This window comes from Streptomyces ziwulingensis (assembly GCF_039542605.1).
In the GTDB taxonomy this organism is placed as follows: Bacteria; Actinomycetota; Actinomycetes; order Streptomycetales; family Streptomycetaceae; genus Streptomyces; species Streptomyces ziwulingensis.
The window spans coordinates 23,322-49,222 of the sequence record NZ_BAABIG010000095.1; the positions used below are offsets into that span (position 1 = coordinate 23,322).

Here is a 25,901-nt window from a genome sequence, read left to right on the forward strand (position 1 = left end):
ATTCCGTCCATTGCCCGTTCCACCGTTCCGTTCATTGCCGTTCCGTTCATCGCGAGGAGGCCGGATGTCGTCCCACAGGCCGCTGATCGGCGTCAGCACGTATCTGGAGTCCGGGACCCGCTGGGGCGTCTGGGAGCTGGAGGCCGCGCTGCTGCCCGCCGGGTATCCGCGGCTGGTGCAACGGGCGGGCGGGCTGGCCGTGATGCTGCCGCCGGACGCGCCGGAGCACGCGGCGGCGACCGTGGCCCGTCTCGACGGCCTGGTGATCGCGGGCGGACCGGACGTGGAACCGGTCCGCTACGGCGCCGCCCCCGACCCGCGCACCGGCCCGCCCGCCCGCGCCCGGGACACCTGGGAGCTGGCGCTGGTCGAGGCGGCGCTGGCCGCCCGGGTCCCGCTGCTCGGCATCTGCCGGGGCATGCAACTGCTCAACGTCGCCCTGGGCGGCACGCTCCACCAGCATCTGGAGGGCCACATCGGGGTGCCGGGCGTCTTCGGCCGCCACCCGGTCAAGCCGGTGCCGGGGACCCGGTACGCCGCCGTGGTCCCGGAGGAGACGGAGGTGCCGACCTTCCACCACCAGGCGGTGGACCGCCTCGGCGCCGGACTGGTGCCGTCGGCGTACGCGGTGGACGGCACGGTGGAGGCGCTGGAGCTGTCGCCCGCGCGGGACTGGGTGCTGGGCGTCCAGTGGCACCCGGAGATGGGCGAGGACGTGCGGGTGATGCGGGCGCTGGTGGAGGCGGCGCGCGACCGGGTGGAGGCCGGGTCCTGACCACGAGTTCTCACCCTGGGTCCTGCCCACGGGTCCTGACCACGGGTCCTGACCCTGGGACGAGACGCGCCCGGCTGCCGAAGGTCAGGGGTGGTTCACCCCCGGGTCAGTGACAGCAGTTGCCGGGCGGGCCCGGTCGGCCGGTGGCCGGTGGGCCAGACGGCGCGCAGGTCGCGGGCGAGGGAGACGTCAGCGACCGGGACCCGGACCAGGCGCCGCACGGCCAGTTCCTCTCCCAGCGCCAGTTCACTCAGGACCGCGGGCCCCGCGCCGCCCACGGCCGCCGCCTTGACCGCGGTGGTCGAGGACAGCTCGATCAGCGGGCGGGCCAGACCGCCGAGGGCGGCGTCCAGCACCTGCCGGGTGCCCGAGCCCTCCTCCCGCAGGATCAGCGGGGTCGCCGCCAGTTCTCGCGCGGCCAGCGGGTGCCGGCGCCGGGTCCAGGGGTGCCCGGGGGCGGTCACGACGATCAGCCGGTCGCGGGCGACGACCGTGGAGCCCAGGCCGGTCGGCACGCTCAGGCCCTCCACGAACCCCAGATCGGCCTCGTCGCCGAGGAGGCGCTCGGCCACCGTCGCCGAGTTCCCGGCGAGCAGCGACACCGCCGTGTCCGGCCGCTGGAGCCGCAGGGCGAGGAGCCAGCCGGGCAGCAGGTACTCGGCGATGGTCATGCTCGCCGCCACCCGCAGCCGCGAGTCCCGCCGGTCGCGCAGCGCCTGCGCCCCCGCGTCGAACGCCTCGGCCGCCGCCACGATCGGCCGCGCCCAGTCCGTGACCAGCCCGCCGGCGTCGGTGAGCCGGGAGCCGCGCGGCGACCGGTCCACCAGGGCCACCCCCAACTGCCGCTCCATGGACCGCACCCGGCTGCTGGCCGCCGGCTGGCTGATGCCCAGCTCCCGGGCGGCCCCACCGAGGCTGCCCAGCCGGGCCACCGCCAGCAGCAGTTCCAGCGCGCCCAGATCGGGCACCCGGTGGGCCAGCGACCCGGCGGGCGTCCGCCCGGACCCGTCACCGGCGCTCCGGCCGCCCCGGTCCTCGCCGCCGCCCTCCGTACCGCTCATAACTGCAGCTTATGTCCTCATAGAGCCATGCTCCCTGGTCGGCGGTCCGGACCCGGGCGACGGTGGAGCCATGGTCACCGCCGTCCCGCCCCCGTCCCGCGCCACCGCGTCCACGACGACACCGCCACCGTCACCGTCACCGTCACCGCCGTCTCCCCGGGCGTCGCGGGTGCCGTCATCGCCGGTGCCGTCCTCGCCGGTGCCGTCGTCGCGGGTGCCGGCCGTCCGTCACCTCGGACCCCAGTGGTACGCCTCGGTCATGGGCACCTCCGTCGTGGCCACGGCGGGCGTCGCGCTGCCCTGGCAGCCGCCCGGACTGCGTACCGTCTGCGCGGCGGTCTGGGCGCTCTCGCTGCTGCTGCTCCTGACGCTGCTCGCCGCCCGGTCCCTGCACTGGCTCCACCACCGCGACCAGGCCCGCGCCCACCTGCTCGACCCGGCGGTGGCCCCCTTCTACGGCTGTGCGGCGATGGCCCTGGTGGCGGTCGGCGGCGGCGCCGTCACCGTCGGCCGGGACTGGATCGGCACCCGGGCCGCGGTCGCCCTGGACGTGGTGCTGTTCACCGCCGGTACGGCCGTGGCGCTGGCGGCGGCCGTCGGCGTCCCGTACCTGATGGCCGTACGCCACCGCGTCGGGCCCGGGCAGGCGGTGCCCGGGTGGCTGCTGCCGCTGGTCGCGCCGATGGTGTCCGCCGCGCTGGGGCCGCTGCTCGTGCCGTACCTGCCGGCCGGGCCGCCCCGCGAGACCCTGCTGCTGGCCTGTCTGGCGCTGTTCGGGCTGAGTCTGCTGGCGACCCTGCTGATGCTGCCCCTGGTCTTCGGGCGGCTGCTGGTCGCCGGGCCGCTGCCGCTCGCCCTCACGCCGTCGCTCTTCCTGGTGCTGGGCCCGCTGGGGCAGTCCACCACCGCCGTGGGCAACTTCGCCGACGTCGCGCCCGGCGCCGTCCCGTCCCGCCTGGCCGAGGGGTTCGCCGTGCTGGCCGTCCTCTACGGCGTGCCGGTGATGGGGTTCGCCCTGCTGTGGCTCTGCCTGGCCACGGCCCACGTGGTCCGGGCCCGGCGGCACGGCATGGGCTTCTCGATGACCTGGTGGTCGTTCACCTTCCCGGTGGGCACCTGCGTCACCGGCGCCGCCGCGCTCGCCCGCCACACCGGGCCGGCCGGCTACGACGGGCTCGCGCTCGTCCTGTACGGGGTCCTCGTCGCCGCCTGGGCCGTCGCCTGCACGGGGACGGCGCGCGAGCTGCGGGAGACGGTCCGCGGCGCCGGGCTCAGCGGCCCGGCCGGTCCCGTACCGCCTCGATGTGTTCGGCCACCGCGACCACGATGAGCCGGGTGTCGGGCACCGTCGCCCGCCACCGGTGGCGCACGCCGCCGGTGAGGTACAGCGTGTCGCCGCGGCCCAGCCGGTAGGCGCGGCCCTCGGCCTCGATCTCGACGGCGCCCTCGGCGACGTACATCAACTGGTCGTTGCGGTACTGCAGTTCGCGGCCCGCGTCGTGGTCGCCGGTGAACTCCGAGGCGTGCATCTGGTGGTGGCCGCGGACCAGGGAGCGCACCCGGGGCTCGGCCGCCGGCTCACCGTCCTCGGCGCGGACCACGTCCACGCTGCACGCGGGGTCGGCGGCGGCGAGCAGTTCCACGGCGGTGGTCCGCAGCGCGTCGGCGACCTTCTCCAGGGAACTGGTGCTGGGCCGCGCCCGGTCGTTCTCGATCTGGCTCAGAAAGGGCACCGACAGGCCGCTGCGCCCGGCCACGACGGCGAGGGTGAGGTCCAGCGCGCGGCGCCGCCGCCGCACGGCCGCGCCCACCCGGAGGGGCTGTTCTTTGTGGTCGCCCATCGCTCCGGCTCCCTCCTTCGCCCGTCGTCGCTCGCCTCGGCGTCCGGGTCCGGACACCGTCCCTCTGGTGGGTTCTCTGCACCCTACGCATGTTCGGCAAACCGTTTCACGCGGCCGTCACATCGACGTCATGTCCCCATGGTCCGGACCTGACAGTTCTCGCCACCGGTTCGGTCCCGGCCGCACGCCGCCGGGTCCGTCCCGGCGCCGCCCCCCGGGACCTCGCCCCTGCGTGGTGAGGGGTCCGCGGTGAGTCCCCGGCGGGTCCTCGCTCCAGCATCTCGCATCCGCGGCGGTCCGGCTCGGGCGGGGGCGTGGCGCTCCGTGGTTGTCCGGATCCCGACCGTGTCACCCCTCCCGCTCGGCCCACCGGGGGGCCGGGAACGAGCCGAGGGGCGGGCCCGGCCCCGCGCGGTCAGCACGCGCGGGCGGGCCCACCCCTCGGGTGGCGCGGAGTACGGGTTACGCCGGGGTCATCCGGTCGGCGACCGCCGGGTTCTCCTTCAGCCAGGCGTCCACCGCCGCTTCCTCATGGCCCTGGCCCCGGTCCTTGATCTCGCTCTCCAGGCTGCCGAGCTCCTTCTCACTCATGTGGAAGCTCTTGATCCACTTGGTGAGCTGCGGGTACTGCCCGGGGAACTTCTCGCTCGCGATCGTGTGGATCGTGTTGTTCTCGCCCCAGAGCTTCTTGTCGTCCTTGAGCTTGGTCAGCTCGTAGTCGCTGTACGCCCAGTGCGGCGACCACAGGACGACCGCGACCGGCTTCTTCTTGGCGTAGGCCCGCTTCAGCTCGGCCAGCATCGCCGGGGTGGAGCCGTCGACGACGTCGTACTCGTCGTCCAGGCCGTAGCCGGGCAGGACCTTGTTCTTGAGCAGGTTCATCTCGCCGGTGCCCGGCTCGATGCCGATGATCTTCCCGTCGAAGAGGTCGCCCTTGCCCTTGAGGTCCCGCATGGACTTGACGTCCTTGACGTAACCGGGCACCGAGACCTCCAGGGAGGTCGGTTCGTACCAGGTGCCCAGGTCGCTCAGGCTGTCCTTGCTCTTCTCCCAGAAGTTCGCCTGGGCGTGTGGCAGCCACGCGTCGAAGTTGAGGTCGAGGTCGCCGGAGGCCAGGCCGGTGTAGACCGGGCCGACGTCCATCTGCTTGAGGTTCAGCTTGTAGCCGCGCCGCTCCAGGACGTTCTTCCACAGGTAGGTGACGGCGACGTCCTCGTCCCAGGGGAACCAGGCCACGTCGAGCGCGCGCTTGGCCTCGGCCGGCTCGGTACCGGAGCCGGAGGCGACCGGTGCCAGCTTGTCGACGACGCCCGGGTTCTTCTTCAGCCAGGCGCGGACCGCGTCCTGCTGCTTGCCCTCGCCGGACTTGTTGATCTCGGCCTCCAGGCTGGTGAGCTGCTTCTCGTCCAGCTTGAAGTCCTTGAGCCACTCGGCCACGGTCGCGTTCTCGGCGGCGAAGCCCTTGCGGGAGAGCGTGTGCACGCCGTCGCCCTCGCCCCAGGCGCCCTTCGGGTCCTTGAGCTTCTTCAGGTCGTAGTCGTTGTACGCCCAGTGCGGCGACCAGAGCGGAACCACGATCGGCTCCTTCTTGCTCATGGCCCGCTTCAGCTCGGCCAGCATCGCCGGCGTGGAGCTGTCGACGACCTTGTACTCCTTGTCCAGGCCGTACGCCTTGAGGACCTTGCTCTTCAGCAGGCCCGTCTCACCGGCGCTGGACTCGATGCCGGTGATCCGGCCGCCGAAGAGGTCGCCCTTGCCCTTGAGGTCCGCCAGGGTGTCGACGTCCTTCACATAGGCCGGGACGGTCAGCTCCAGGGTCGTCTCGTCGTACCAGGCGCCGAGGTCGTCGAGCTGCTTGCCGTACTTCTTCCAGTACTGCTCGTGGGTGGTCGGCAGCCAGGAGTTGGTGAAGACGTCGACGTCACCCTGGGCGAGCGAGGTGTAAAGCGGCCCGGCGTCGAACTGCTTGGCGTCCACCTCGAAGCCGCGCTGTTCCAGGATCTCCTTCCACAGGAAGGTGGAGGCGACGCCCTCGTCCCAGGGGACGTAGCCCATGCTGATCTTCTTGCCCTGGCCGACGTCGTCGCCGCCGGCGACGCTCTCGGAGTCTCCGGAGCCGCCGAAGATGCCCATGCCGCCGGCCACCAGGGCCAGGACCACGACGCCGACCACGGCGATCTGCGGGCGGGGACGGTAGGACCAGATCTTCAGGCCGCCCGCGGCGCGGGCCTTGGCGGCGGCGCGCCGGCCGAGCGGGGAGACCTGGGTGCCCAGGGCGCTGGTCATCCGGTCGAGGTAGATCGCCAGGATCACGATGGCCACACCGGCCTCGGAGCCGAGGCCGACGTTGAGCTGGCCGATGGCCTCGTTGACGTCGCCGCCGAGGCCGCCGGTGCCGACCATGCCGGCGATCGCGGCCATGGAGAGGCCGAGCATGATCACCTGGTTGACGCCCGCCATCACGGTGGGCAGCGCCAGCGGGAGCTGGACGCGCAGCAGGGTGTTGCGGGGGGTGGTGCCGAACGCCTCGGCCGCCTCGACCAGTTCCTTGTCGACCTGCCGGATGCCCAGCTCGGTCATGCGCACGCCGGGGGCGAGCGCGAAGATCAGGGTGGCGACGATGCCCGCGGAGGCGCCGGTGCCGAAGAACAGGATCGCCGGGATGAGGTAGATCATCGCGGGCAGCGTCTGCATGAAGTCGAGCACCGGCCGGACCAGGCCGCTGACCCGGTCGGAGCGGGCCGCCCAGATGCCCACGGGCACGGCGACGACCAGCGCGATGATGGTGGCGACGAGGACCAGCGACAGGGTCACCATCGCGTCCTCCCACAGTTCGAGGGAGTCGATGAACGCGAATCCCACGAAGGTGAGGACACCGGCCAGGGTGCCGCGCAGCCAGAAGGCGAGGACGGCGAAGATGCCGGCCAGGAGCAGCGGGTGGGGCGCCTGGAGGACGGCGTCGATACCGTCGTAGGTGCCCGTGAAGACGGTCTTGAGGAAGTCGAAGAGCCAGGCGACGTGGCCGAGCAGCCAGTCGACCACGTCGTTGACCCAGTCGCCGAGCGGAATCCTAGGCACGGGCCATCACCTTTTCGCCGCCCTTGTCCCGCGGCGAGTCGCAGGTGCCGGGGTCGGCCTGCTCGTCGCCGAGGAAGCCGATCAGGCGCTGGCGCGGGACGACGCCGACGAGCCGGTCGCCGTCGAGCACGGCCACCGGGTGCGGCACCCGGGCGCTGATCGCGCACAGCTCGGTGAACGACGTGCCGGGCGCCGCGGTCTCGCAGCCGCAGTCGGCCTCGTCGCCGCGTACGTCGGTCTCCATGACCGCGCCGGCGGTGAGCACCCGGGAGCGGTCGACGTCCTGGGTGAACGAGGCGACGTAGTCGTTGGCCGGGCGGATGAGGATGTCCTGCGCGGAGCCGATCTGCACGATGCGGCCGTCGCGCATCACCGCGATGCGGTCGCCCAGGCGCATGGCCTCGTTGAGGTCGTGGGTGATGAAGACGATGGTCTTCTTCAGCGTCTTCTGCAGCTCCAGCAACTGGTCCTGCATGTCGCGCCGGATCAGCGGGTCGAGCGCGCTGAAGGACTCGTCCATCAGCAGCAGGTCGGCGTCGGTGGCGAGCGCGCGGGCGAGGCCGACGCGCTGCTGCATACCGCCGGACAACTCGTCGGGCCAGGACTTCTCCCAGCCGGCCAGGCCACACAGGGCGAGCGCCTCGTCGGCGCGGCGTTCGCGCTCGGCGCGGGGCACGCCCTGCACTTCCAGGCCGTAGGCGGCGTTGTCGCGCACGCTGCGGTGGGGGAAGAGAGCGAAGTGCTGGAAGACCATGCTGATCTTCTTGGAGCGGACCTCGCGCAGGCCGCGGTCGCCGAGCTCCGTCAGGTCCTCGCCGCCGAAGCGGACGTGCCCGGCGGTCGGCTCCAGCAGGCCGTTGAGCATGCGCAGCAGCGTGGACTTACCGGACCCGGACAGGCCCATGACGACGAAGATCTCGCCCGGTTCCACGGTGAAGGACGCGTCGATCACGGCTGGGGTGATGCCGTCGGCGCGGAGTTCCTCCCGGTCGGCTCCCTGGCGCAGTCGTTCGACTGCCTGGTCGGGTCGTCTGCCGAAAACCTTGTACAGGTGCTCGGCCTCAAGCCTGGCTGACACGCTTACCTCTTGCCTCGGGAACAGGGACAAGGGCGATATGAAGTCTGGCTAACAGTTGAACGAATCAACCAGCTTCCGCCCGGCAGCGCACCTGCCCTGTTCCTTATCCGTCAAACACAAGAGTGACTTGGTTCACTTCGAGTCCATTTGGCGGACACGGGCCATTGGGTGGCGGTAATGGCCCACCCGCGCCCACCCGGAGTTCCGCGTCTTCTGTCAGTGGCCTGCGGCATGATGCGGGGCGTGACCGGACGACTCATGCTCCTCGACACCGCCTCCCTCTACTTCCGCGCCTACTTCGGCGTCCCGGACTCCGTGAAGGCCCCCGACGGCACACCGGTGAACGCGGTGCGCGGACTGCTCGACTTCATCGACCGCCTGGTGAGGGACCACCGGCCCGGCCACCTGGTGGCCTGCATGGACGCCGACTGGCGACCGCGGTGGCGGGTGGACCTGATCCCCTCCTACAAGGCGCACCGCGTCGCCGAGGAGCGCGCCGCCGGACCCGACGCGGAGGAGGTGCCCGACACCCTCTCCCCGCAGGTACCGGTGATCGAGGAGGTCCTCGACGCCCTCGGCATCGCCCGCGTCGGCGTCCCCGAGTACGAGGCGGACGACGTGATCGGCACCTTCACCGCGCGGGCGACCGGCCCGGTCGACATCGTCACCGGCGACCGCGACCTCTACCAACTCGTCGACGACGCCCGCGGGGTGCGCGTCCTCTATCCGATCAAGGGCGTCGGCACCCTCCAGCTCACCGACGAGGCGTTCCTGCGCGAGAAGTACGGCGTCGACGGCGGCGGCTACGCCGACCTGGCGCTGCTGCGCGGCGACCCGAGCGACGGCCTGCCCGGTGTGCCGGGGGTGGGCGAGAAGACGGCGGCCAGACTGCTGGACCGGTTCGGGGACCTGGCCGGGATCCTGGCCGCCGTGGGTGACCCGGGCTCCGGGCTCACTCCGGCGCAGCGCAGGCGCCTGGACGAGGCCCGGCCGTATCTGGCGGTGGCCCCGAAGGTGGTCCGGGTGGCGGCCGACGTCCCGTTGCCGGAGGTCGACACCGCGCTGCCGCACACGCCGCGCGACCCCGTGGCCCTGGCCGCCCTCGCGGCCCGCTGGGGATTGGGCGGATCACTGGAACGGCTGCTCACGACGCTCGCGTCCTGACCCCGCGCCACCGGACAACCAATGGTTGCGCGGTGCGTCGCGGCCCCGGCCACGGGAAGTCGTAGGGTGCGGGCTGGGCGCCCGGCTCGGGCGGGAGCCCGGGCGGGGGGACCGGGCGGGGGGACCGGGCGGCCGGGCGCGGGAACGCGGGAATTCGTGGGTTTCGCACCACGGATGTCACACAGGGAGGGATGCTAACTTAGGTGTACCTAACTGAGTGACAGGGAGGCCGTCATGGCAGAGCGACCGGGACGCAAGCCGCGCACGCCGCACACCGCGGAGGTCGTCCGTACCGAGCGGCTGACCCCGCACATGCAGCGCGTGGTCCTCGGCGGTGCGGGACTGGCCGCCTTCTCGGCGGACACGTGCACCGACCACTACGTGAAACTCCTCTTCCCGTCCGGCGGCGCCACCTATCCGGAGCCGTTCGACATGGAGCGGATCCGCGAGGAGTTCCCGCGCGAGCAGTGGCCGGTGACCCGGACCTACACCGTGCGGCACTGGGACGCCCAGCAGCGTGAACTGTCGCTGGACTTCGTGATCCACGGTGACGAGGGCCTGGCCGGCCCCTGGGCGCGCGACGTCCGGCCCGGCGAGCTGATCCGCTTCATGGGCCCCGGCGGCGCCTACTCCCCCGACCCCGCCGCCGACTGGCACCTGCTGGCCGGCGACGAGAGCGCGCTGCCCGCGATCGCCCGTTCACTGGAGGCGCTGCCGGCCGGCACCCGGGCCTTCGCGTTCGTGGAGGTGGCGGGCCCCGAGGAGGAGCAGAAGATCGACTCCGACGTGGAGGTCCGCTGGCTGCACCGCGGCGACCGCCCGGCCGGCGAGGCCCTGATCGAGGTCGTCCGCGGGCTGGACTTCCCCGAGGGCCGGGTGCACGCGTTCGTGCACGGCGAGGCGGGAAGCGTCAAGGAACTGCGCAAGCTGCTCCGCGTCGAGCGCGAGATCGCCCGCGAGGACCTGTCCATCTCCGGGTACTGGCGCCTCGGCCACAACGAGGACGGCTGGCAGTCCTCGAAGCGGGAGTGGAACGCGCGGATCGAGGCGGAGCAGGAGGGCGGCGCCCCGGCGTCCGCCGCGTAGCGGAGGGCGCGGCGCCCCCGCGTGTCCGCCGCGTGACCGGCCGCCCTCGCGTCCGCCGCGTGATCGACCGGCCGGCCGGTCAGGCCCGGCCGGGCATCGTCGGTCGGTCTCCGGCCCCCGCCTCCACCCCCGTGCTCCGGCCCCGCCTCCGTGCCCGGCCCCGCCTCCGTGCCCGGCCCCGCCTCCGTGCCCGGCCCCNCCCGTGCCTGGCCGACACCGTGCCCGGCCGCTACCCGCGCACCCGCGCGTGCAGATGCATGTCGTGCCAGCCGTCGGGGTGGAGCAGGGCGCTGCGTTTGACGCCCTCCAGGGCGAAGCCGGTCCGTGCGGCGACCCGGCAGGACGCCTCGTTGGCGGCGGCGTGGCTCAGTTCCAGCCGGTGGAAGCCGACCTCGTCCAGGGCCCAGTGGGCGAGCGTCTCGGTCGCGCGCCCGGCGACGCCCTTCCCCCGGGCCTCGGCCGCGGTCCAGTAGGCCACCTCGGCCGTACCGTCGCCGAGCAGGACGTCGCGCAGGGCCACTCTGCCTAGCAGTCGGCCGCCGGCCTCGTCGGTGACCGCCCACTGCGCGTTCCGTTCCTCCTCCCAGGCCCGCCGCCAGTCGGCGATCCAGCCGCACACCTCGTCCACCGAGTCGGCGGCCCGGATGTGCCACTGGTGCATCACCGGGTCCTGGAAGGCGGCGTGGACGGCGGGCGCGTCCTCCTCCCGCCAGGGGCGCAGCAGCAGCCCGTCGCCGGTGGTGAGGGTGGGCTGGGGCCGGCGGCAGAACGTTCCCGCCGGCAGGACCGGAGTAGTCAGATACGGCATGCCCCGCATTGTGTCGACGCCGTCCGCGCCGGCCCAGCGGTTTTCCGGCGGCGGCCACCGCCTCGTACCCTGGCCGACGATGAGACGCCGCACCCCGCCCCCGCCCTCCCCGCTCCCCCAGCACGACGGGGTCGACCCCGTCCGGGTGCGGCTGCCCGCGGCGACGGAGTGGACCACCGTGGGCGCCTACCTCGTCGCCCGGCTGTCCGGCGCCGGGGAAGGAGTCGTCGCGTCACTGCTCGACGCCGGACTCGTGGTCGGGGCGGACGGAACCCCGGTGCCGGCCGAGGCGCCGTACCGGCCGGGGACGTACGTGTGGTTCCACCGCCCGCTGCCCGCCGAGGTCCCCGTGCCCTTCCCGCTGGAGGTGCGCCACCGCGACGCCCACATCGTCGTCGCCGACAAGCCGCACTTCCTGGCCACCACCCCCCGGGGCAGCCACGTCACCCAGACCGCGCTGGCCCGGCTCCGCCGCGAGCTGGGCCTCCCGGCCCTCACCGCCGCGCACCGGCTCGACCGGCTCACCGCCGGACTGGTGCTGTTCACCGTGCGCCCCGAGGAACGCGGCACCTACCAGACACTGTTCCGTGACCGCCGCGTCCACAAGGAGTACGAGGCCGTCGCCGCGTACGACCCCGCGCTCGCCCTGCCCCGCACCGTACGCAGCCGGATCGTGAAGGAGCGCGGGGTGCTGACCGCCCGGGAGACCGAGGGCGAGCCGAACGCCGTGACCCGCGTCGAACTGGTCGGCCGGCGTCCGGGGCCGGGAACCGGACGGGCCCGCTACCGACTGGTCCCGGAGACCGGCCAGACGCATCAACTGCGCGTCCACATGAGCGCGCTCGGCGTCCCGATCCTCGGTGATCCGCTCTACCCCGAGGTGACCGGCCCCGGACCGGCCGGCGACTTCCGGCGCCCGCTGCAACTGCTCGCCCGGGAACTGGCCTTCACCGATCCGGTCACGGGCCTGGACCACCGCTTCCGCAGCACCCGGCGGCTGACCGCGTGGGACTCCTACGACGACTGGGCCGCCGGTCAGTAACCACGCCACCAGCGCAGGAAACGCTGCCAGGCCCCCGTCGGACGGACCGCTTCCGGGGCCGACACGGGCGCCGCCGCGGACGCCGGCGCCGGAGCCGGAGCGGCGTGGTCCGCGGCGGTCGGCCGCGGCCGGGGTGACTCGGGTCGCCGCGGCTTCGGCCACGCGCCGGCCGGTTCCGGCTGTGACACGACTGTTGTCTGCCAGGGCAGCGGAGCACCGACATGCCAGTCCGCGCGCTGCCGCGGCAGGGGAGCGTGGCTCGGCGCCTGCGTCACGTCCTGCGGCGGCTTGGGCTCGAACCGCACCGGCAGCTCCACCAGATGCCGGGAGGCGATGGAGGAACGCCAGCGCAGCTCGTCCTCGTCGCAGTCCAGCTCGACGTCCGGCAGCCGCATCAGCAGCGCGTCGACCCCGGAGTCGGCGATCGCGCGTCCGATGTCCTGGCCGGGGCACTCGTGCGGGCCGCCGCCGAAGGCGAGGTGGGACCGGTTGCCCTGCATGCTGGCGTCCAGGTCGGGACGGATCCGCGGGTCGACGTTGCCCGGCGCGATACCGAACAGCAGCCCGTCGCCCTGGCGGATCCGCTGCCCGCCCAACTCCGTCTCCTGCTTGGCGAAGTAGGCGAAGATGGTGCTGAACGGCGGCTCGTCCCACAGGGACTGCTCGACCGCCTCCGGCACCGTCATCTGGCCACCGCTGAGCTGGGCCCTGAAGCCCGGGTCGGTGAGCACCACGCGCAGCACGTTGGAGAGCAGGTTGACGGTCGCCTCGTAGGCGGCGAAGAGGACCAGCCTCAGGTGCTCCCGGACCTCCTCGTCGGTGAGCCCGGCCGGGTGGTTGATGAGGTGGGTGGTGAAGTCCTCGGCGGGGTGGACACGGCGGCGCGTGGTGAGCCGGCCGAGGACCTCCATGACGTGGGTGTGGCTGGCGATCGCCGTCTCGGTGCCCTTGAGCGCGTCGCGGGCCGCCTCCACGAGCCGGTCGTCGTACTCGTCGGCCATGCCGAGCAGCTCGCACATCACGGCCATCGGCAGATGCTCGGCGAAGTCGCCGACCAGATCGGCGCCGCCCTGCTCGCAGAACCGGTTGACCAGGCGCTGGGTGTGCCGCCTGATGTGCCGGCGCAGACTGCGGAAGTCGATCGTGGACATGGCGCCCGAGACCGCGCCGCGGAGCCGCTTGTGCTCGTCGCCCTCCGCGTGGGAGGCGATGGGCTGCCAGGCGATGTGCGGCATGAGGGGGTGGTCGGACTTGACCATCCCCTCCTTGAGCGGGTTCCACATGCGGCTGTCCCGGCAGTACTGCGCGGGCGTGCTCACCATGTGCAGGTTCTCCGAGTGGCCGAGGACGACCCACATCGGCACGTCGTCGTGGAGCAGCACGGGCGCCACCGCGCCGTACCGTTCGCGGAGCCGCTCGTACAGCTCCTCCAGGTCCTCCGCCTCGTGGAGCCGGTGCAGACCACCGGGTCCGAGGCCGTGCGCGGGGCAACCCGGGGGCGGAACGAGCGCGGAGTCGCCCGTTCCGGTCAGGGAGTGGGATTCAGGCGTCACAGGTGTCGCTCCGAAGCTGTGGTGGAACCGGTGTCATGGGCCCGGTGTGGGGGGTCGGCGAAACGGTCGTCGGGCGTCGAGCGGCAGGCGGCAAGTGGCGGGCAGCAGGCGGCAGGCGCATGACGTCAGTTGAGTGAGCCGGTCAGGGCGAGGGAGTGCAGAAAACGCATCAGGGTCATCAGGACGTCCCGGCTGGAGGCCCTGCGCCGCACGTCGCACTCGACGATGGGGATCTCCTCGGACAGGTCGAGGGCGGTGCGCAGTTCGGCGAGGGGGTACTGCGGCCCGTCCGGGAAGGTGTTGACGGCGACGACGAACGGCACCCCGCGCTCCTCCAGCCTCCCCATGACGTCGAAACTGACCTCCAGCCGGCGCGTGTCGACCAGCACGACCGCGCCGAGCGCACCCTCGAACAACCCGTTCCACAGGAACCAGAAACGCTCCTGGCCCGGGGTGCCGAACAGGTAGAGCACCAGTTGGTCCGTGATGCTGATCCGGCCGAAGTCCATGGCGACGGTGGTGGCCGTCTTGGAGTCGGAACCGAAGTTGTCGTCGACCCCGACGCCGGCCTGGGTCATGGTCTCTTCGGTGGTCAGTGGCCTGATCTCGCTGACCGATCCGACCATGGTGGTCTTGCCGACACCGAAGCCGCCCACGATGACGATCTTCACGGCCGCCTCGGCGGTGTGCGGCAGCCGGTCCTCCGTGCGCGGGCCGGGGAGCGTGTCAGAGTTTTTGAAGTCCATGCATCACCGCTTCGAGGAGAGATCGGTCGGCGACCTTCTGCCGGACGATGGGGGCGCGGGCCTGCACCAGCTCGGCGGTCAGCATGTCGGTGAGCAGTACGGTCACCACGCTGAACGGCAGCCCCAGATAGGCCGACAGTTCCGCCGTGGACAGCGGCGCCACGCACAGCCGGAGCAGAGCGGCCTGCTCCGGAGTGGCGGACGCCGGTGGATCGGTGCGCGCCACGATCAGCGTCACCAGGTCGATGTCCGCGCGGTCGCCGCCCCCTTCGCCGCCGATGACGAACAGCCGTTCGGGGTTGCCCTTTCTGCTCCCCGTGGACGAGGCGTTCCGCGCGGGGGGCGGGGTGGGCGGCTCTTCCTGGGGGGATCGCCTCCGGCGCCTGGGAGGAGTCATACGCTCTGCCCGTTGCGCCGGGCGGGACTGGTCAGATGGGGGCCGATGCGGGCGACCAGGTCCCGCATGCGGTTGCTCATCCGGCCGGGTTCGCAGGTGATGTCGGAGAGCACCGCCAGGTAGGCGTTGGGGCCGGCGGCCATGAGGTAGAAGTAGCCGCCGTTGATCTCGATGATGACCAGCTTCATCCGGCCGTCGCTCTCCGGGATCTCGTGGGCCACGGCGCCGGCCAGGCTCTGCAGGCCCGCGCAGGCGGCGGCGACACGGTCGGCGGCGTCCGGATCGCCGGAGTAGCGGGCGATGCGCAGTCCGTCGGCCGAGAGCACCACGATCATCTCGATGCCCGGGACGCCGTCGTAGAGATCCCTGAGCATCCAGTCGAACTTGCCTTGCTGCTCGATCACTTGCGGTCTCCCTCGTCGTCGGCCGGGGCATGGGCCGGCTCATGGGGCGGCTGGGTGAACGCGTCGGGGTCCGGGTCGCCCTTGAGCCCCTCCCAGAAGGCCTCGACCCACAGTCCCGGCGGGGGCTCCTCCTCGGGCTCCTTCTCCGGCTCCGGCCCGGAGGTGTTCCAGGCGGCGTCGCGGGCCCGCTCGGCGGCCTCGCGGGCCTCCCGCTCGGCCTCGGCGCGCTCGAAGACGGCCTGTTCGGCGAGGCGCTGGCTGAGCGGCGTCTTCATCCGGCTGCGGCGCTGCGGCAGACCGCCGGCCGTCCATTCGGTGACCTCGGGGACGTCGTCCTCCAGGGACACCCCGGCCGGGAGCCGCGGGCTGGTGGGGCGGCGCTTCTTGGGCTTGCGCGCGGGGCCTTCGAGCGCGTCCGGTCCCGGCTGGGGGATCGAGGTGGCGCCGATGCCGTGGGCGAGTCCGACGCCGGGCTCGTTGGTCATCATGTCGCTCGGCACGATGAGGATGGCCCGGACGCCGCCGTAGGCCGAGGCCCGCAGGGAGACCTGCATGTTGTAGGTCGTGCACAGGCGGCCGACGACGGAGAGGCCGAGGCGCGGGTTGGCGGCGAGGTCCTGGAGGTCGGTGCCGCGCTTGGCGGCCTCCAGCATGCCCTCGATGCGCAGCCGGGACTCCTCGCTCAGGTTGACGCCGGCGTCCTCGATCTCGATGGCGACACCGGTCTGCACCTCGGTCGCCGTGACGTTGACCTTGGTGTTGGGCGGGGAGTAGCGGGTGGCGTTGTCGAGCAGTTCCGCCGCCGCGTGGATGACCGGCTCGACCGCGGTGCCCTTGATGTTGACCTTGGCGATGGAGGCCAGGTGGATGCGGCGGTACTCCAGGATCCGGGACATGGCGCCGCGCAGCACACTGTAGAGCGCCACCGGCTGCGGCCACTGGCGTCCGGGCCGGCCGCCGCCGAGAACGGAGACGGAGTCGGCGAGGCGGCCGATCAGCGCGGTGCCGTGGTCGATGCGCAGCAGGTCGTCGAAGACCTCGGGGTTGCGGCCGTGGTCCTCCTCCATCTCCCGCAGTTCGTTGTTCTGCTGGTGGACGATGGCCTGGACCCGCCGGGCGACGTCGACGAAGGAGCGGGCGGCCGAGTCGCGCAGTGCCTCCTCGTGGTCGATGATCTCGACCACCTGCCGGATCAGCCCCCGCTGCGGCTCCCGGAGGTCGGCGCCCGCCGGGTGCAGGTCCGCCAGGTGGAGCATCACCTCGCGCGGGGTGTTCCCGCGACGCAGGTAGTGCAGGGCGGCGGGGAGCACCTCGTCGACGAGGCAGGCCATCTCCTCGTCGTTACCGGCGATCCGCCGTTCCAGGTACGCGCGGTGACGGGCCTGCTCGGCCCGCTGGGTGCGCAGGGCGCGTCCGCGACGCACCACTTCGGTGCCCGTCACGATCACCAGGAGCGTGGCGAGGGAACCGCACAAACCGACGGCGAGCCGGGCCGGCTCCGTCACCGCGGCGACGGCGGCTCCGGTCACCGCGGCCATCAGTATGGCCGGCAACAACAGTGCTCGCGCGTACGGCAGTTCGCGGCGACCGGGAGGGGATTCAACACTCACCATGTAGGCCCTCTGGAAACGAATCGACAGGGATGGGGGAGTTCGTCGGGGGGTATGTCATGGGATTGTCCGGATCTTCTGCACATGAGGAACAAGCGCACGAAAATTCAGCTCGACTCGGTGCGCTGCGGGCCGAGCCTATTCCGGGCGGATCACCGCCGTGTCATCTTCAGCAACCACCTGAAACGGACATCCGGACAGGGGTACCCTCGACCCCATTTACACGCTGTGGAATGGACCGAACACGTAAAGTATCCACGGACGAGCGTGCGAATGTCACTCACCGTAACGAGTGAAGGAGTGGTCCCGGATATGACGAAGGCACCCGAGTCACCAGGACTCGGGCGCCTTCACACCGCACGCACCGCACGCACCGCACGCACCGCACGCGGTCGCCCCGCCGGAACGGCGGCGGGGCGCCGGCGGGTCACCCCACCGACGAGTAGGCGACCACCCCGCGCAGCAGTTCCTCGACCGCCTTGCGCGCGTTCTTCGGCACCGTGGAGTGCTCTCTCGGCGCGGCGGCGGCGATCTGGCCGAGCACGTCGATGACCTGCTTGCACCAGCGCACGAAGTCACCGGCCGGCATCTCCGCCTCGCGCAGCACCTCGTCGAGGCCCTTCCCGGACGCCCACATGTAGGCCGCCCAGGCGAAGCCGAGGTCCGGCTCGCGCTGGCCGACCCCCTCGGTCTGGGTGATCCGGAACTCCTCCTCCAGCGCGTCGAGCCGGCCCCAGATGCGCACCATCTCGCCGAGCGCCGCCTTCGCCGCCCCGGAGGGCACCTTGGGCGCCATCGCGTCGTCGGCGACCCGGGACTCGAACACCAGGGCCGAGGCACAGGCGGCCAGCTCGGCCGGACCCAGTCCCTCCCACACCCCCTCGCGCAGGCACTCGCTGGCCAGCAGATCCAGCTCGCCGTAGAGCCGGGCGAGCCGCTTGCCGTGCACGGTGACCTCGTCGGCGCGCAGGTAGTCCAGCTCGGTCAGCAGCGCCACGATGCGGTCGAAGGTGCGCGCGATGGTGTTCGTGCGCCCCTCGATCCGGCGTTCGAGCTGCGAGGTGTCACGCATCAGGCGGTGGTAGCGCTCGGCCCAGCGGGCGTGGTCCTCGCGGTCGTCGCAGCCGTGGCAGGGATGGGCGCGCAGGGCCTTGCGCAGCCGGGCGATCTCCCGGTCGTCGGCCGCGGGGGAGCGCTTCTTGCGGTGCCGGTCCGCCGTGATGTGCCCGGCCTTGGTGCGCAGCGCGGAGGCGAGGTCCCGTCGCGACTGCGGCGAGCGCGGGTTGAACGACTTGGGGATGCGCATCCGCTCCAGCGGCTCGACCGGCACCGGGAAGTCCATCGACGCCAGCCGCTTGACCTGGCGCTCGGCGGTCAGCACCAGCGGGCGCGGACCGTCCTGGTGGTCGAAGCCGCGGTGGCCGTTGGACCGCCCGGCGGGCAGGCCGGGATCGAGCACCAGGGCGAGGCCCGCGTACTTGCCGGTGGGCACCTGGATGACGTCGCCCGGCTTGAGCTTCTCCAGCGCCACGGCGGCCTCGGCGTGCCGCTGGGCCATGCCCTGCCGGGCCAGCTCGTTCTCGCGGTCCTTCAGCTCGCGGCGCAGCCGCGCGTACTCCTCGAAATCGCCGAGGTGGCAGGTCATGGACTCCTTGTAGCCGTCCAGTCCCTCCTCGTTGCGCTGCACCTGGCGGGAGATCCCGACGACCGACTTGTCCGCCTGGAACTGCGCGAACGACGTCTCCAGCAGTTCGCGCGAGCGGTGCCGGCCGAACTGCTCGACCAGGTTGACCGCCATGTTGTACGACGGCTTGAAGCTGGAGCGCAGGGGATACGTGCGGGTGCCGGCCAGGCCGGCGAGGTGCTCGGGGTTCATGCCGCGCTGCCACAGCACGGCGGCATGTCCCTCGACGTCGATGCCGCGCCGTCCGGCCCGGCCGGTGAGCTGGGTGAACTCGCCGGGAGTGATGTCGGCGTGCTGCTCGCCGTTCCACTTGACCAGCTTCTCCAGGACGACGGAGCGGGCCGGCATGTTGATGCCGAGCGCCAGGGTCTCGGTGGCGAAGACGGCCTTGACCAGGCCGCGTACGAACAGTTCCTCGACGACCTCCTTGAAGGTCGGCAGCATGCCCGCGTGGTGGGCGGCGAGACCGCGCTCCAGGCCCTCCAGCCACTCGTAGTACCCGAGGACGTGCAGGTCCTCGGGCGGGATGGCGGCCGTGCGCTCCTCCACCAGGGCGCGCACCCGCTCCCGCGCGTCCTCGTCGTTGAGCCGCAGCCCGGCGTGCAGGCACTGCTGGACGGCGGCCTCGCAGCCCGCGCGGCTGAAGATGAAGGTGATGGCCGGCAGCAGTCCCTCGGCGGCGAGCCGCTCGATGACCTCCGGCCGGCTCGGCGTCCAGATCCGGGACCGCTGTCTGCGCTCCCGCTCCCGGTCGGCCTCGCGCATGGCACGGCCGCGCCTGCGGTCCTGGTACGACGGGCGGCTGGCCTCCATGCGGGCCATGCGCATCAGGTCGGGGTTGACGGCCTTCTTCTGGCCCTCCCCCTCCTCGAACAGGTCGTACATCCGCCGGCCGGCCAGCACGTGCTGGAAGAGCGGCACGGGCCGGTGCTCGGAGACGATCACCTCGGTGTCGCCCCGGACGGTGTCGAGCCAGTCGCCGAACTCCTCGGCGTTCGACACGGTCGCCGACAGCGACACCAGCGTCACCGACTCGGGGAGGTGGATGATCACTTCCTCCCAGACGGCGCCGCGGAAGCGGTCGGAGAGGTAGTGCACCTCGTCCATGACCACGTATCCGAGGCCGAGGAGGGTCTGCGAGCCGGCGTACAGCATGTTCCGCAGGACCTCGGTGGTCATCACGACCACCGGGGCGCCCGAGTTCACGCTGTTGTCACCGGTGAGCAGACCGACCTTGTCGGCGCCGTAGCGGCGGCACAGATCGGCGTACTTCTGGTTGGAGAGTGCCTTGATGGGCGTGGTGTAGAAGCACTTCTTGCCCTGCTGGAGGGCGAGGTGCACGGCGAACTCGCCGACGATCGTCTTGCCGGATCCGGTGGGCGCGGCCACCAGGACGCCCTTCCCCGCCTCAAGCGCCTGGCAGGACTCGATCTGGAAGGGGTCGAGGCCGAAGTCGTACATCTCGCGGAAGGCGGCGAGCGCGGTGGCCTGCTCGGCAGCGCGCAGACGGGCTGCCGCGTAACGCTCGGCCGGTGAGAGATCCTCTGTCATCGTGCTTTCGAGCGTACCGGGCCGCACCGACAACAGGACGATCATTATCCGGATCGGATCTCTCCGGGGGACCGGAACCGCAGATCAGGGGCTTCGGGCCGGGCCGCGCCGCTGGTCGCGGGCGCGGCTCGGTCACGGCCTTCAGGTCACGTCGTCGTATCCGTCGACCCGCTCGCTCAGGTCACGTCGTCGTACCCGTTGACCCGGTCGGTCCGGGACTGCTCGGGCAGGGCGGGAGCCGTGGTCACGGGCTCGATCTCGCCGATGTCCTCGGGGGTGAGGTCCAGGTCGGACGCCTCGTCGTCGGCGGGGCCCAGGGCGTCACGACGGCGTCGGCGGCGGTCGTTCAGCAGCGAGAAGAGGACCGCCGCGAAGTACAGGATCCAGATCGGCCCGGCCAGCGCCAGCATGGTCAGCGGGTCCGTGCTGGGTGTGGCGATGGCCGCGAACACGGTGATGCCCATGATCATCGCTCGCCACCAGCCGAGCATCCGCTTGCCGGTGATCGCTCCGGTGAGGTTGAGGAACACCAGCAGCAGCGGAAGCTCGAAGGAGAGCCCGAAGACGAGCACCATGCGCGTGACGAGGTCGAGCAGGTCGTCCAGCGGCAGCAGGTTCGAGGTGCTGTCCGGGGTGAAGTCGAGCAGTACCTCGGCCGTGGTCGGCAGGACCGTGTACGCGAAGTACGCGCCGCCGAGGAAGAGCGGGGCGCCGGTGCCGACGAAGGCGAAGGCGTATTTCTTCTCGTGTCCGTGCAGACCGGGCGCGACGAACGCCCAGAGCTGGTACAGCCAGACCGGCGAGGCCAGGACGACGCCGGCCATCAGCGACACCTTCAGGGCCAGCGTGAACGGCGTGAGCAGACCGTTGATGGTGATCTGCGCGCAGGGTTCCTCGGACGTCGACTTGGCGAGCTGTTCGAAGCTCTGGCCACAGCCGACCGAGTCGAGGATCGGCCGGGTGATGAGGTTGATGATGTCGTTGTAGAAGAAGGCGGCCACTACCGTGACGGCGATGATGGCCAGCATCGCCTTCGCGAGCCGGTTGCGTAGCTCACGAAGGTGTTCCGCGAGGGGCATCCGCCCCTCGGGGTCCTTCTCCTTGATGCGGGCGGACTTCAGCAACCCACGTTCCCATCTCGTGCGGGCGGGCCGGAGGTCACCGGCCCCGCGTCAGCGCTTGCTCGTGTCCGTCGGCTCGGTGACCGGGCGGGAACTGGTCACGTCGCCGGGGGCGGCCTGGATGGTGCGGTGGGACGCGGACTGCCCGTCCGGGTTGGGCGGGTCCGCCGGGGCGGGGGCGGCGCTGGACTTGTCGTCCTTCATCGCCTTGGCCTCGCTCTTGAGGATGCGCGCGGACTTGCCGAGCGAACGCGCCATGTCCGGAAGCTTCTTCGCGCCGAACAGCAGGATGATGACGACGAGGATGAGAATGATCTCGGGGGCGCCGAGCCTTCCGAACATAAGTCTTTACCTTCTCACCGAGGCGGCTGGGGGGTGCTGTCCGACCGATCGGACACACGTCTGAACGGCCATGCTGTGCAGCGATCGTAACGCTCAGGGGTGAACGCGAGGCAATCCCTGTGCGTACTCCCGTCCGCGGCCGGGCCTCGTTTTTCCGGTCCGCGACCAGCAGCGTACCCGCACGGGCCAGCCGGATGACAGGGCGAAGCGGCGCAAAACGTAAGTCACAGCCGACCCCGGCGTGACGCGTCGACGACGCACAGCTCCCTGACGTGCGCCCCGGGGACCACCGCCGGTGACTGCCCGGACCCGTTGCGGCGGACCGGTCAGAGGGCGTCCACGGTCCGGCCCACCCGTGCGCCGGCCCGCTCCAGGTCCTCCGCGGCCCGGTTGATCCGCCGGGTCGAGTCGGAGACCTGCCGGCCCAGCCGCTGCGCCTCCACGAACACCCTCACGGCGAGCACGCCGAGGACGGCGAGACCCAGAAACCCCATGGCAATCGCGAGCATCGGCCAGAACATGGGTCCGAGCCTAGACCGTCCCGCCGCCCCGGTCCTAAACCGTGGGGTGCAGCCGCAGGGTCCGCACCCCGCCGCCGGTGAGCAGCTCCACGATCCGCTCCCCCGCCGGCTTGCGGACGGCCGTGTCGCAGTCGGGGCAGGTGAACGAGTAGAACGTCGTACGGTCCGTGGCGCCGATGGCCAGGCGCAGTGCGCTCGCGGCCAGTTCGAAACTGCCCCGGCACTCCGGACAGCCCGCCCGGAAGACCACCGGCGCCACGCCGCGCATCCCGGCGAACGCGGACGCCACCGTCACGCCCGTCGCACCGGGCGTCACCGACTCGCTCACAGCACCCGCTCCTGCTCGTCGTCCTGCGCCGCGTGCACCGCGACTCCGGCCGGCGCGGCGTCGGCCGTCACCGTCTCGACGCCGTCGTACGCCGCCAGCGCCTCCCGCGCCGCCCGGCGGGCGGTGTCGGCCAGCTCGCCCGGCGCGATGATCCGGCCGTCCCGTCCCAGCCGCAGCGCGAGGCGCTTGAGCGAGGCGGGTTCGGGGGTGCGCAGGGTGATGCGGAGCCCGCCGTCGGGCAGTTCGTCCGCCTGGTCGTGCGGGTAGTACTCGGCGACCCAGCGTCCGCCCGGGCCGACCTCCACGACGACCTCCGGGTCCTCGGCGGCCGGTTGCACCAGCGCCTGGGACAGGTCGCGCGGCTCGATCTGCGGGGGCGCGGACGGCTCGTCGAGGATTTTGATCTCGGCGACCCGGTCGAGCCGGAAGGTGCGCCGCGCCTCGGAGCGGCGGCACCACGCCTCGACGTAGGTGTGGCCCACGCTGACCAGGCGGATCGGGTCGATCTCGCGCTCGGTGACCTCGTCCCGGGCCGGGGAGTAGTACCGGATCCACAGGCGGCGCCGCTCGGAGATGGCCCGGTCGACGTCGGCGAAGACCCCGCCCTCGGACTCGAAGGTGACCGACAGCCGGGAGCTGGCGCCGGCCACCTCGCCCGCCGCGGCCTCCACCTTGGCCGTCGCGCGCAGCAGCGCCTGCCGGTCGCTCTCGCGCAGACCGGGCAGGGTCGCCACCGCCCGCGCCGCGACCAGCAGCGCGGTGGCCTCGTCGGCGGCGAGCCGCAGCGGCTCGGCGGCGTCCGCGCCGAGGGCGGCCGGGTTGTGCCACCAGATGCGCTCCCCGTCGGTGTCGATGTCGAGCAGGTCGCCGCCGCGGAAGCTGGTACCGCACATGGGCAGCACGTCGAGGTCGGAGACCAGTTCGTCCTCGGTGATCCCGAAGGCGCGCGCGACGTCCTCGATCCGCGCCCCTGGGCGTTCCCTGAGATAGGTCACCAGGGAGAGCATCCGCCGGGTCTGGTCGATGGCGTTGACGGTCCTGACCGGTTTGCCTGCCACTGTGTTGTCCGCTCCCCCTCAGCCCTTGGCGACGGCGCGCAGCCGGTCCACCACGTCGGCCCGCAGCTCGGCCGGCCCGAGGACCACCACGTCCGGCCCGAACTCCACCAGCCATGCGTCCAGGCCGTGCCCGTACGGAATCTCCAACTCGTCCCAGCCGTCGCCGAGTTCCCGCACCGCCGTGGCCTTCGCCCGAAGGGGGTACCCGGCGCCCGTGCGCAGCCGGATCGACGCGGAGCGGTCGGCGGTCTCGCCCGCCCAGCTCTCCACGGTCCCGCGGACGGTGACGACGTCCGGCACGGGGGCGGTGAACCGTCCGACCCGCGAGCGCACCTTGCCGGTGATCCGGGAGAGCCGGAAGACCCGCTCGGCACCGCGGTCGCGGTCGAAACCCGCCAGGTACCAGTGCCCGCGCCAGCACTCCAGCGCCCACGGCTCGACCTGCCGGGGCTCGGGACGGGCGGCGGTGGCCTTGCGGTACTCGAAGACGACCGGTCGGCGGTCCCGGCAGGCCAGCATCAGCGGTTCGAAGGCGGCCTCGTGCACGGGGATGCGCGGCTCCAGCGCACCATGGGCCTCGTACGGGTCGACGTCCTCGGGCAGCCCGGCCGCGCGGAGCTTCTGCAGGGCGCCGCTGGCGGCGCCGGCCAGCCGGGCCTGCTGCCAGACCTTGGCGGCCAGTCCGAGGGCGGCGGCCTCCTCGGCGTCGAGGGTGATGGGCGGCAGGCGGTTGCTGTCCCGGCGGGCCAGGTAGCCGATCTCGCCGTCGAGGCTCTCCACGGTCTCGATGACCAGCCCCAGCTCACGCAGGTCGTCCTTGTCCCGCTCGAACATGCGGTTGAAGGCGTCGTCGGAGCCGACCGGCCCCTGCTCCCCGCCGAAGGCCACGCCGCCGGCCGGCCCGAACGCCTCGACGTAGGCCTCGATGGACTCGCGCAGCTCGCGCTTGCTGAGCGGCCGGCGGGTGCCGAGCAGGCACAGCGCCAGATTCATCAGCCGCTCGGCCTTGGCAATGGCCATCGACGCCCTTCGCCTCCTTGTGATGCTTACGACCGATGACCGTACCGCCCCGCGGTGGCCTGGCAAAAGCCGAGGGCCCATGCCTGGACAGGCATGGACCCCAGGTGATCGTTTCCGATCGGATCCGTACACGGTCGGTACGACGAGCGGACCACCCTCGGCGTGGCGCGAGGCTCAGACGCCGAGCAGGTCGACGACGAAGATCAGCGTCTCACCGGGCTTGATGGCCGGGGTGGGGCTCTGGTTGCCGTAGGCGAGATGCGCGGGGATGGTCAGTTGGCGGCGGCCGCCGACCTTCATGCCCTGCACGCCCTGGTCCCAGCCCTTGATGACCCGGCCGCCGCCCAGCGGGAAGCGGAAGGGGGCGCCGCGGTTCCAGCTCGCGTCGAACTCCTCACCCGTGGAGAAGGCGACACCCACGTAGTGGACGGTGACGGTCTGGCCCGCCTCGGCCACCGCGCCGTCGCCCTCCCAGATGTCCTTGATCTCGAGGTCCGCCGGGGGCTCGCCGCCCGGGAAGTCGATCTCGGGCTTGTCGATGCTCACGTCTTCAGCTCCTGCGTGTCTACGGAAAGGCAACAGACTCAAGTCTCGCATCTTCCGGGCGTCACATCTTCGCCAGGATGTCCACCGAGAAGACCAGGACGGAGTCCTTCTCGATGCCGCTGCCCTGCGGCGGGTTGTCGCCGTAGCCCAGCTTCGGCGGGACCACGACGAGGACGCGGCTGCCGACCTTCTTGCCGGTCAGACCCTGCCCCCAGCCCTTGACGACCTGCTGCAACGAGAACGACGTCAGTTGCTTGCGGCTGTACGTCGAGTCGAACTCCTTGCCGCCGTCCCAGAGCACGCCCTTGTACTGGACGAGGATGCTGTCCTCGGCGGCCACCTCGGCGCCGTCGCCCTCCAGGATGTAGTTCGCGACGAGCTTCGTCGGCGCGTCGGCGTCGGGCACCTCGATGGAGGGCGCCTTGCCGTCGGTGCCGGTGCCGACCTTGGGCAGGGAGATGTCGTCCTGGGCGACCTCCTTGCCCTTGGCCGAGCTCCTGCCGTTGAAGGTGTCCTGCACGTCGACCACGAAGACCAGCGTGTCGGTGCCCTTGATCCCCGCGTCCTCGTTGCCCTGCTCGCCGTACCCCCAGGTCGGCGGGACGGAGAACTCGACGCGGCTGCCGACCTTCTTGCCGGCCAGCGCGTACCGCCAGCCGTCGATGATGCTGCCCTGGGCGAGCTGGATGATCAGCGGGGTCTTGCGGTCGTAGGAGTTGTCGAAGACCTTCGCGCTGGTCCAGATCTGCCCGAGGTAGTTCGCCGCCACGAAGTCGTTCTCGGCGACCGGGCCGCCGCCGCCGGCGATGACCGTCTTCACCGCGAGCTGCGAGGACGGCTCGCCGGAGCCCTTGGCGACGGTCGGCTTCTGGTCGAACTTCGTGCCGGCCGTGATCGCGGGCAGCGGACCGTCGACGATCTTGGGCGCCGGTGCCGCCGAGGTGGCCGACGCCGAGGGCGAGGCGCTTTCGCCGGCCTCGCTCGATTCGGCCCCGTCGTCGCCGCACGCGGCGAGAGTGGCCAGTCCGGCGGGAACGGCGATGAGAACTGAGCGTCGGCGCACGGTGGGGGCCTCGTAATCGGTCGA

The 25,901-nt window shown here is 72.0% G+C and carries 24 protein-coding genes; 5 read left to right on the forward strand and 19 right to left on the reverse strand.

What is annotated here, in order from left to right:
- Positions 1-64 precede the first annotated feature (64 nt).
- Entirely contained in the window at positions 65-775 is a 711-nt protein-coding gene (locus tag ABEB00_RS34525; protein WP_345624675.1) for a gamma-glutamyl-gamma-aminobutyrate hydrolase family protein, read from the forward strand.
- Positions 776-870: 95 nt separating this feature from the next.
- Here ABEB00_RS34525 and ABEB00_RS34530 read toward each other — a convergent pair whose 3' ends face one another.
- The gene (locus ABEB00_RS34530) at positions 871-1,836 is read right to left on the reverse strand and encodes a LysR family transcriptional regulator (RefSeq protein WP_345624676.1); all 966 of its coding nucleotides are present in this window, start codon (positions 1,834-1,836) and stop codon (positions 871-873) included.
- Between the two features lie 70 nt (positions 1,837-1,906).
- Here ABEB00_RS34530 and ABEB00_RS34535 point away from each other — a divergent pair, with 70 nt between their 5' ends.
- The gene (locus ABEB00_RS34535) at positions 1,907-3,166 is read left to right on the forward strand and encodes a TDT family transporter (protein WP_345624677.1); all 1,260 of its coding nucleotides are present in this window, start codon (positions 1,907-1,909) and stop codon (positions 3,164-3,166) included.
- Here ABEB00_RS34535 and ABEB00_RS34540 read toward each other — a convergent pair.
- The 3 genes from ABEB00_RS34540 to ABEB00_RS34550 form a co-directional block, all read right to left on the reverse strand.
- A complete protein-coding gene (locus tag ABEB00_RS34540) occupies positions 3,108-3,677 on the reverse strand; it encodes a helix-turn-helix domain-containing protein (RefSeq protein WP_345624678.1) in 570 nt (189 codons plus the stop codon). The genes ABEB00_RS34535 and ABEB00_RS34540 overlap by 59 nt on opposite strands.
- Before the next feature lie 462 nt (positions 3,678-4,139).
- Positions 4,140-6,755 (reverse strand): ABC transporter permease/substrate binding protein, encoded by a 2,616-nt coding sequence (locus ABEB00_RS34545; protein WP_345624679.1) that lies wholly within the window; start codon positions 6,753-6,755, stop codon positions 4,140-4,142.
- Positions 6,748-7,833, reverse strand: a complete 1,086-nt coding sequence (locus ABEB00_RS34550; RefSeq protein WP_345624680.1) for a quaternary amine ABC transporter ATP-binding protein — start codon at positions 7,831-7,833, stop codon at positions 6,748-6,750. The genes ABEB00_RS34545 and ABEB00_RS34550 overlap by 8 nt, the downstream gene beginning before the upstream one ends.
- 234 nt (positions 7,834-8,067) lie before the next feature.
- Between ABEB00_RS34550 and ABEB00_RS34555 the strand changes: the two genes are divergently transcribed.
- Positions 8,068-8,997: a 5'-3' exonuclease gene (locus ABEB00_RS34555; RefSeq protein ID WP_345624716.1), complete on the forward strand. Its 930-nt coding sequence runs from the start codon at positions 8,068-8,070 to the stop codon at positions 8,995-8,997.
- 234 nt (positions 8,998-9,231) lie between these two features.
- Positions 9,232-10,083, forward strand: a complete 852-nt coding sequence (locus ABEB00_RS34560) for a siderophore-interacting protein (RefSeq protein ID WP_345624681.1) — start codon at positions 9,232-9,234, stop codon at positions 10,081-10,083.
- A 229-nt stretch (positions 10,084-10,312) separates the two neighbouring features.
- Here the strand turns inward: ABEB00_RS34560 and ABEB00_RS34565 are convergent, their stop codons facing one another.
- Complete coding sequence (locus tag ABEB00_RS34565; RefSeq protein WP_345624682.1) at positions 10,313-10,891, reverse strand: GNAT family N-acetyltransferase; 579 nt, start codon at positions 10,889-10,891, stop codon at positions 10,313-10,315.
- A 79-nt stretch (positions 10,892-10,970) separates the two neighbouring features.
- On the opposite strand from ABEB00_RS34565, the gene ABEB00_RS34570 reads away from it, so the two are divergent.
- Complete coding sequence (locus ABEB00_RS34570) at positions 10,971-11,933, forward strand: RluA family pseudouridine synthase (RefSeq protein ID WP_345624683.1); 963 nt, start codon at positions 10,971-10,973, stop codon at positions 11,931-11,933.
- Here the strand turns inward: ABEB00_RS34570 and ABEB00_RS34575 are convergent.
- From ABEB00_RS34575 to ABEB00_RS34640, 14 genes are all read right to left on the reverse strand, one after another.
- Positions 11,927-13,486: a cytochrome P450 gene (locus ABEB00_RS34575; RefSeq protein WP_345624684.1), complete on the reverse strand. Its 1,560-nt coding sequence runs from the start codon at positions 13,484-13,486 to the stop codon at positions 11,927-11,929. The two genes, ABEB00_RS34570 and ABEB00_RS34575, sit on opposite strands and share 7 nt — an antisense overlap.
- A gap of 125 nt (positions 13,487-13,611) precedes the next feature.
- On the reverse strand, positions 13,612-14,232 hold the full coding sequence (locus tag ABEB00_RS34580) for a GTP-binding protein (RefSeq protein WP_345624685.1): 621 nt from the start codon (positions 14,230-14,232) through the stop codon (positions 13,612-13,614).
- Positions 14,213-14,629, reverse strand: a complete 417-nt coding sequence (locus ABEB00_RS34585; protein ID WP_345624686.1) for a DUF742 domain-containing protein — start codon at positions 14,627-14,629, stop codon at positions 14,213-14,215. The genes ABEB00_RS34580 and ABEB00_RS34585 overlap by 20 nt, the downstream gene beginning before the upstream one ends.
- Positions 14,626-15,003, reverse strand: coding sequence for a roadblock/LC7 domain-containing protein (locus ABEB00_RS34590; protein WP_425586625.1), 378 nt, complete (start codon positions 15,001-15,003; stop codon positions 14,626-14,628). Before ABEB00_RS34590 ends, ABEB00_RS34585 begins: the two co-directional genes overlap by 4 nt.
- Positions 15,004-15,029: 26 nt before the next feature.
- A complete protein-coding gene (locus tag ABEB00_RS34595; RefSeq protein ID WP_345624688.1) occupies positions 15,030-16,646 on the reverse strand; it encodes an ATP-binding protein in 1,617 nt (538 codons plus the stop codon).
- 424 nt (positions 16,647-17,070) lie between these two features.
- Positions 17,071-19,923: a DEAD/DEAH box helicase gene (locus tag ABEB00_RS34600; protein ID WP_345624689.1), complete on the reverse strand. Its 2,853-nt coding sequence runs from the start codon at positions 19,921-19,923 to the stop codon at positions 17,071-17,073.
- A gap of 131 nt (positions 19,924-20,054) precedes the next feature.
- Positions 20,055-21,002 (reverse strand): twin-arginine translocase subunit TatC, encoded by a 948-nt coding sequence (gene tatC, locus ABEB00_RS34605; protein ID WP_345624690.1) that lies wholly within the window; start codon positions 21,000-21,002, stop codon positions 20,055-20,057.
- A 48-nt stretch (positions 21,003-21,050) separates the two neighbouring features.
- Entirely contained in the window at positions 21,051-21,341 is a 291-nt protein-coding gene (gene tatA, locus ABEB00_RS34610; RefSeq protein WP_345624691.1) for a Sec-independent protein translocase subunit TatA, read from the reverse strand.
- A 326-nt stretch (positions 21,342-21,667) separates the two neighbouring features.
- The gene (locus ABEB00_RS34615; protein WP_345624692.1) at positions 21,668-21,862 is read right to left on the reverse strand and encodes a hypothetical protein; all 195 of its coding nucleotides are present in this window, start codon (positions 21,860-21,862) and stop codon (positions 21,668-21,670) included.
- A 34-nt stretch (positions 21,863-21,896) separates the two neighbouring features.
- A complete protein-coding gene (locus ABEB00_RS34620; RefSeq protein WP_345624693.1) occupies positions 21,897-22,190 on the reverse strand; it encodes a hypothetical protein in 294 nt (97 codons plus the stop codon).
- Positions 22,187-23,248 carry a helix-turn-helix transcriptional regulator gene (locus ABEB00_RS34625; RefSeq protein WP_345624694.1) on the reverse strand — a complete coding sequence of 354 codons (1,062 nt, stop codon included), beginning with the start codon at positions 23,246-23,248 and terminating at the stop codon, positions 22,187-22,189. Before ABEB00_RS34625 ends, ABEB00_RS34620 begins: the two co-directional genes overlap by 4 nt.
- Before the next feature lie 18 nt (positions 23,249-23,266).
- On the reverse strand, positions 23,267-24,268 hold the full coding sequence (locus tag ABEB00_RS34630) for a helix-turn-helix transcriptional regulator (RefSeq protein WP_345624695.1): 1,002 nt from the start codon (positions 24,266-24,268) through the stop codon (positions 23,267-23,269).
- 174 nt (positions 24,269-24,442) lie between these two features.
- Positions 24,443-24,814, reverse strand: a complete 372-nt coding sequence (locus tag ABEB00_RS34635) for an FKBP-type peptidyl-prolyl cis-trans isomerase (protein ID WP_345624696.1) — start codon at positions 24,812-24,814, stop codon at positions 24,443-24,445.
- Between the two features lie 61 nt (positions 24,815-24,875).
- A complete protein-coding gene (locus ABEB00_RS34640; RefSeq protein ID WP_345624697.1) occupies positions 24,876-25,877 on the reverse strand; it encodes an FKBP-type peptidyl-prolyl cis-trans isomerase in 1,002 nt (333 codons plus the stop codon).
- Between the last annotated feature and the right edge of the window lie 24 nt (positions 25,878-25,901).

Excerpts from the sequence above, each read along its gene's own strand:
- ABEB00_RS34530 (WP_345624676.1), bottom strand. The coding sequence starts at position 1,836 with ATGAGCGGTACGGAGGGCGGCGGCGAGGACCGGGGCGGCCGGAGCGCC.
- ABEB00_RS34630 (WP_345624695.1), bottom strand. The coding sequence starts at position 24,268 with ATGGCCATTGCCAAGGCCGAGCGGCTGATGAATCTGGCGCTGTGCCTG.
- ABEB00_RS34555 (WP_345624716.1), top strand. The coding sequence starts at position 8,068 with ATGCGGGGCGTGACCGGACGACTCATGCTCCTCGACACCGCCTCCCTC.
- tatA (WP_345624691.1), bottom strand. The coding sequence starts at position 21,341 with ATGTTCGGAAGGCTCGGCGCCCCCGAGATCATTCTCATCCTCGTCGTC.
- ABEB00_RS34565 (WP_345624682.1), bottom strand. The coding sequence starts at position 10,891 with ATGCCGTATCTGACTACTCCGGTCCTGCCGGCGGGAACGTTCTGCCGC.
- ABEB00_RS34570 (WP_345624683.1), top strand. The coding sequence starts at position 10,971 with ATGAGACGCCGCACCCCGCCCCCGCCCTCCCCGCTCCCCCAGCACGAC.
- ABEB00_RS34595 (WP_345624688.1), bottom strand. The coding sequence starts at position 16,646 with ATGGTGAGTGTTGAATCCCCTCCCGGTCGCCGCGAACTGCCGTACGCG.
- ABEB00_RS34560 (WP_345624681.1), top strand. The coding sequence starts at position 9,232 with ATGGCAGAGCGACCGGGACGCAAGCCGCGCACGCCGCACACCGCGGAG.
- ABEB00_RS34590 (WP_425586625.1), bottom strand. The coding sequence starts at position 15,003 with ATGCTCAGGGATCTCTACGACGGCGTCCCGGGCATCGAGATGATCGTG.
- ABEB00_RS34535 (WP_345624677.1), top strand. The coding sequence starts at position 1,907 with ATGGTCACCGCCGTCCCGCCCCCGTCCCGCGCCACCGCGTCCACGACG.
- ABEB00_RS34540 (WP_345624678.1), bottom strand. The coding sequence starts at position 3,677 with ATGGGCGACCACAAAGAACAGCCCCTCCGGGTGGGCGCGGCCGTGCGG.
- ABEB00_RS34615 (WP_345624692.1), bottom strand. The coding sequence starts at position 21,862 with ATGTTCTGGCCGATGCTCGCGATTGCCATGGGGTTTCTGGGTCTCGCC.
- ABEB00_RS34600 (WP_345624689.1), bottom strand. The coding sequence starts at position 19,923 with ATGATCGTCCTGTTGTCGGTGCGGCCCGGTACGCTCGAAAGCACGATG.
- ABEB00_RS34580 (WP_345624685.1), bottom strand. The coding sequence starts at position 14,232 with ATGGACTTCAAAAACTCTGACACGCTCCCCGGCCCGCGCACGGAGGAC.
- ABEB00_RS34585 (WP_345624686.1), bottom strand. The coding sequence starts at position 14,629 with ATGACTCCTCCCAGGCGCCGGAGGCGATCCCCCCAGGAAGAGCCGCCC.
- ABEB00_RS34525 (WP_345624675.1), top strand. The coding sequence starts at position 65 with ATGTCGTCCCACAGGCCGCTGATCGGCGTCAGCACGTATCTGGAGTCC.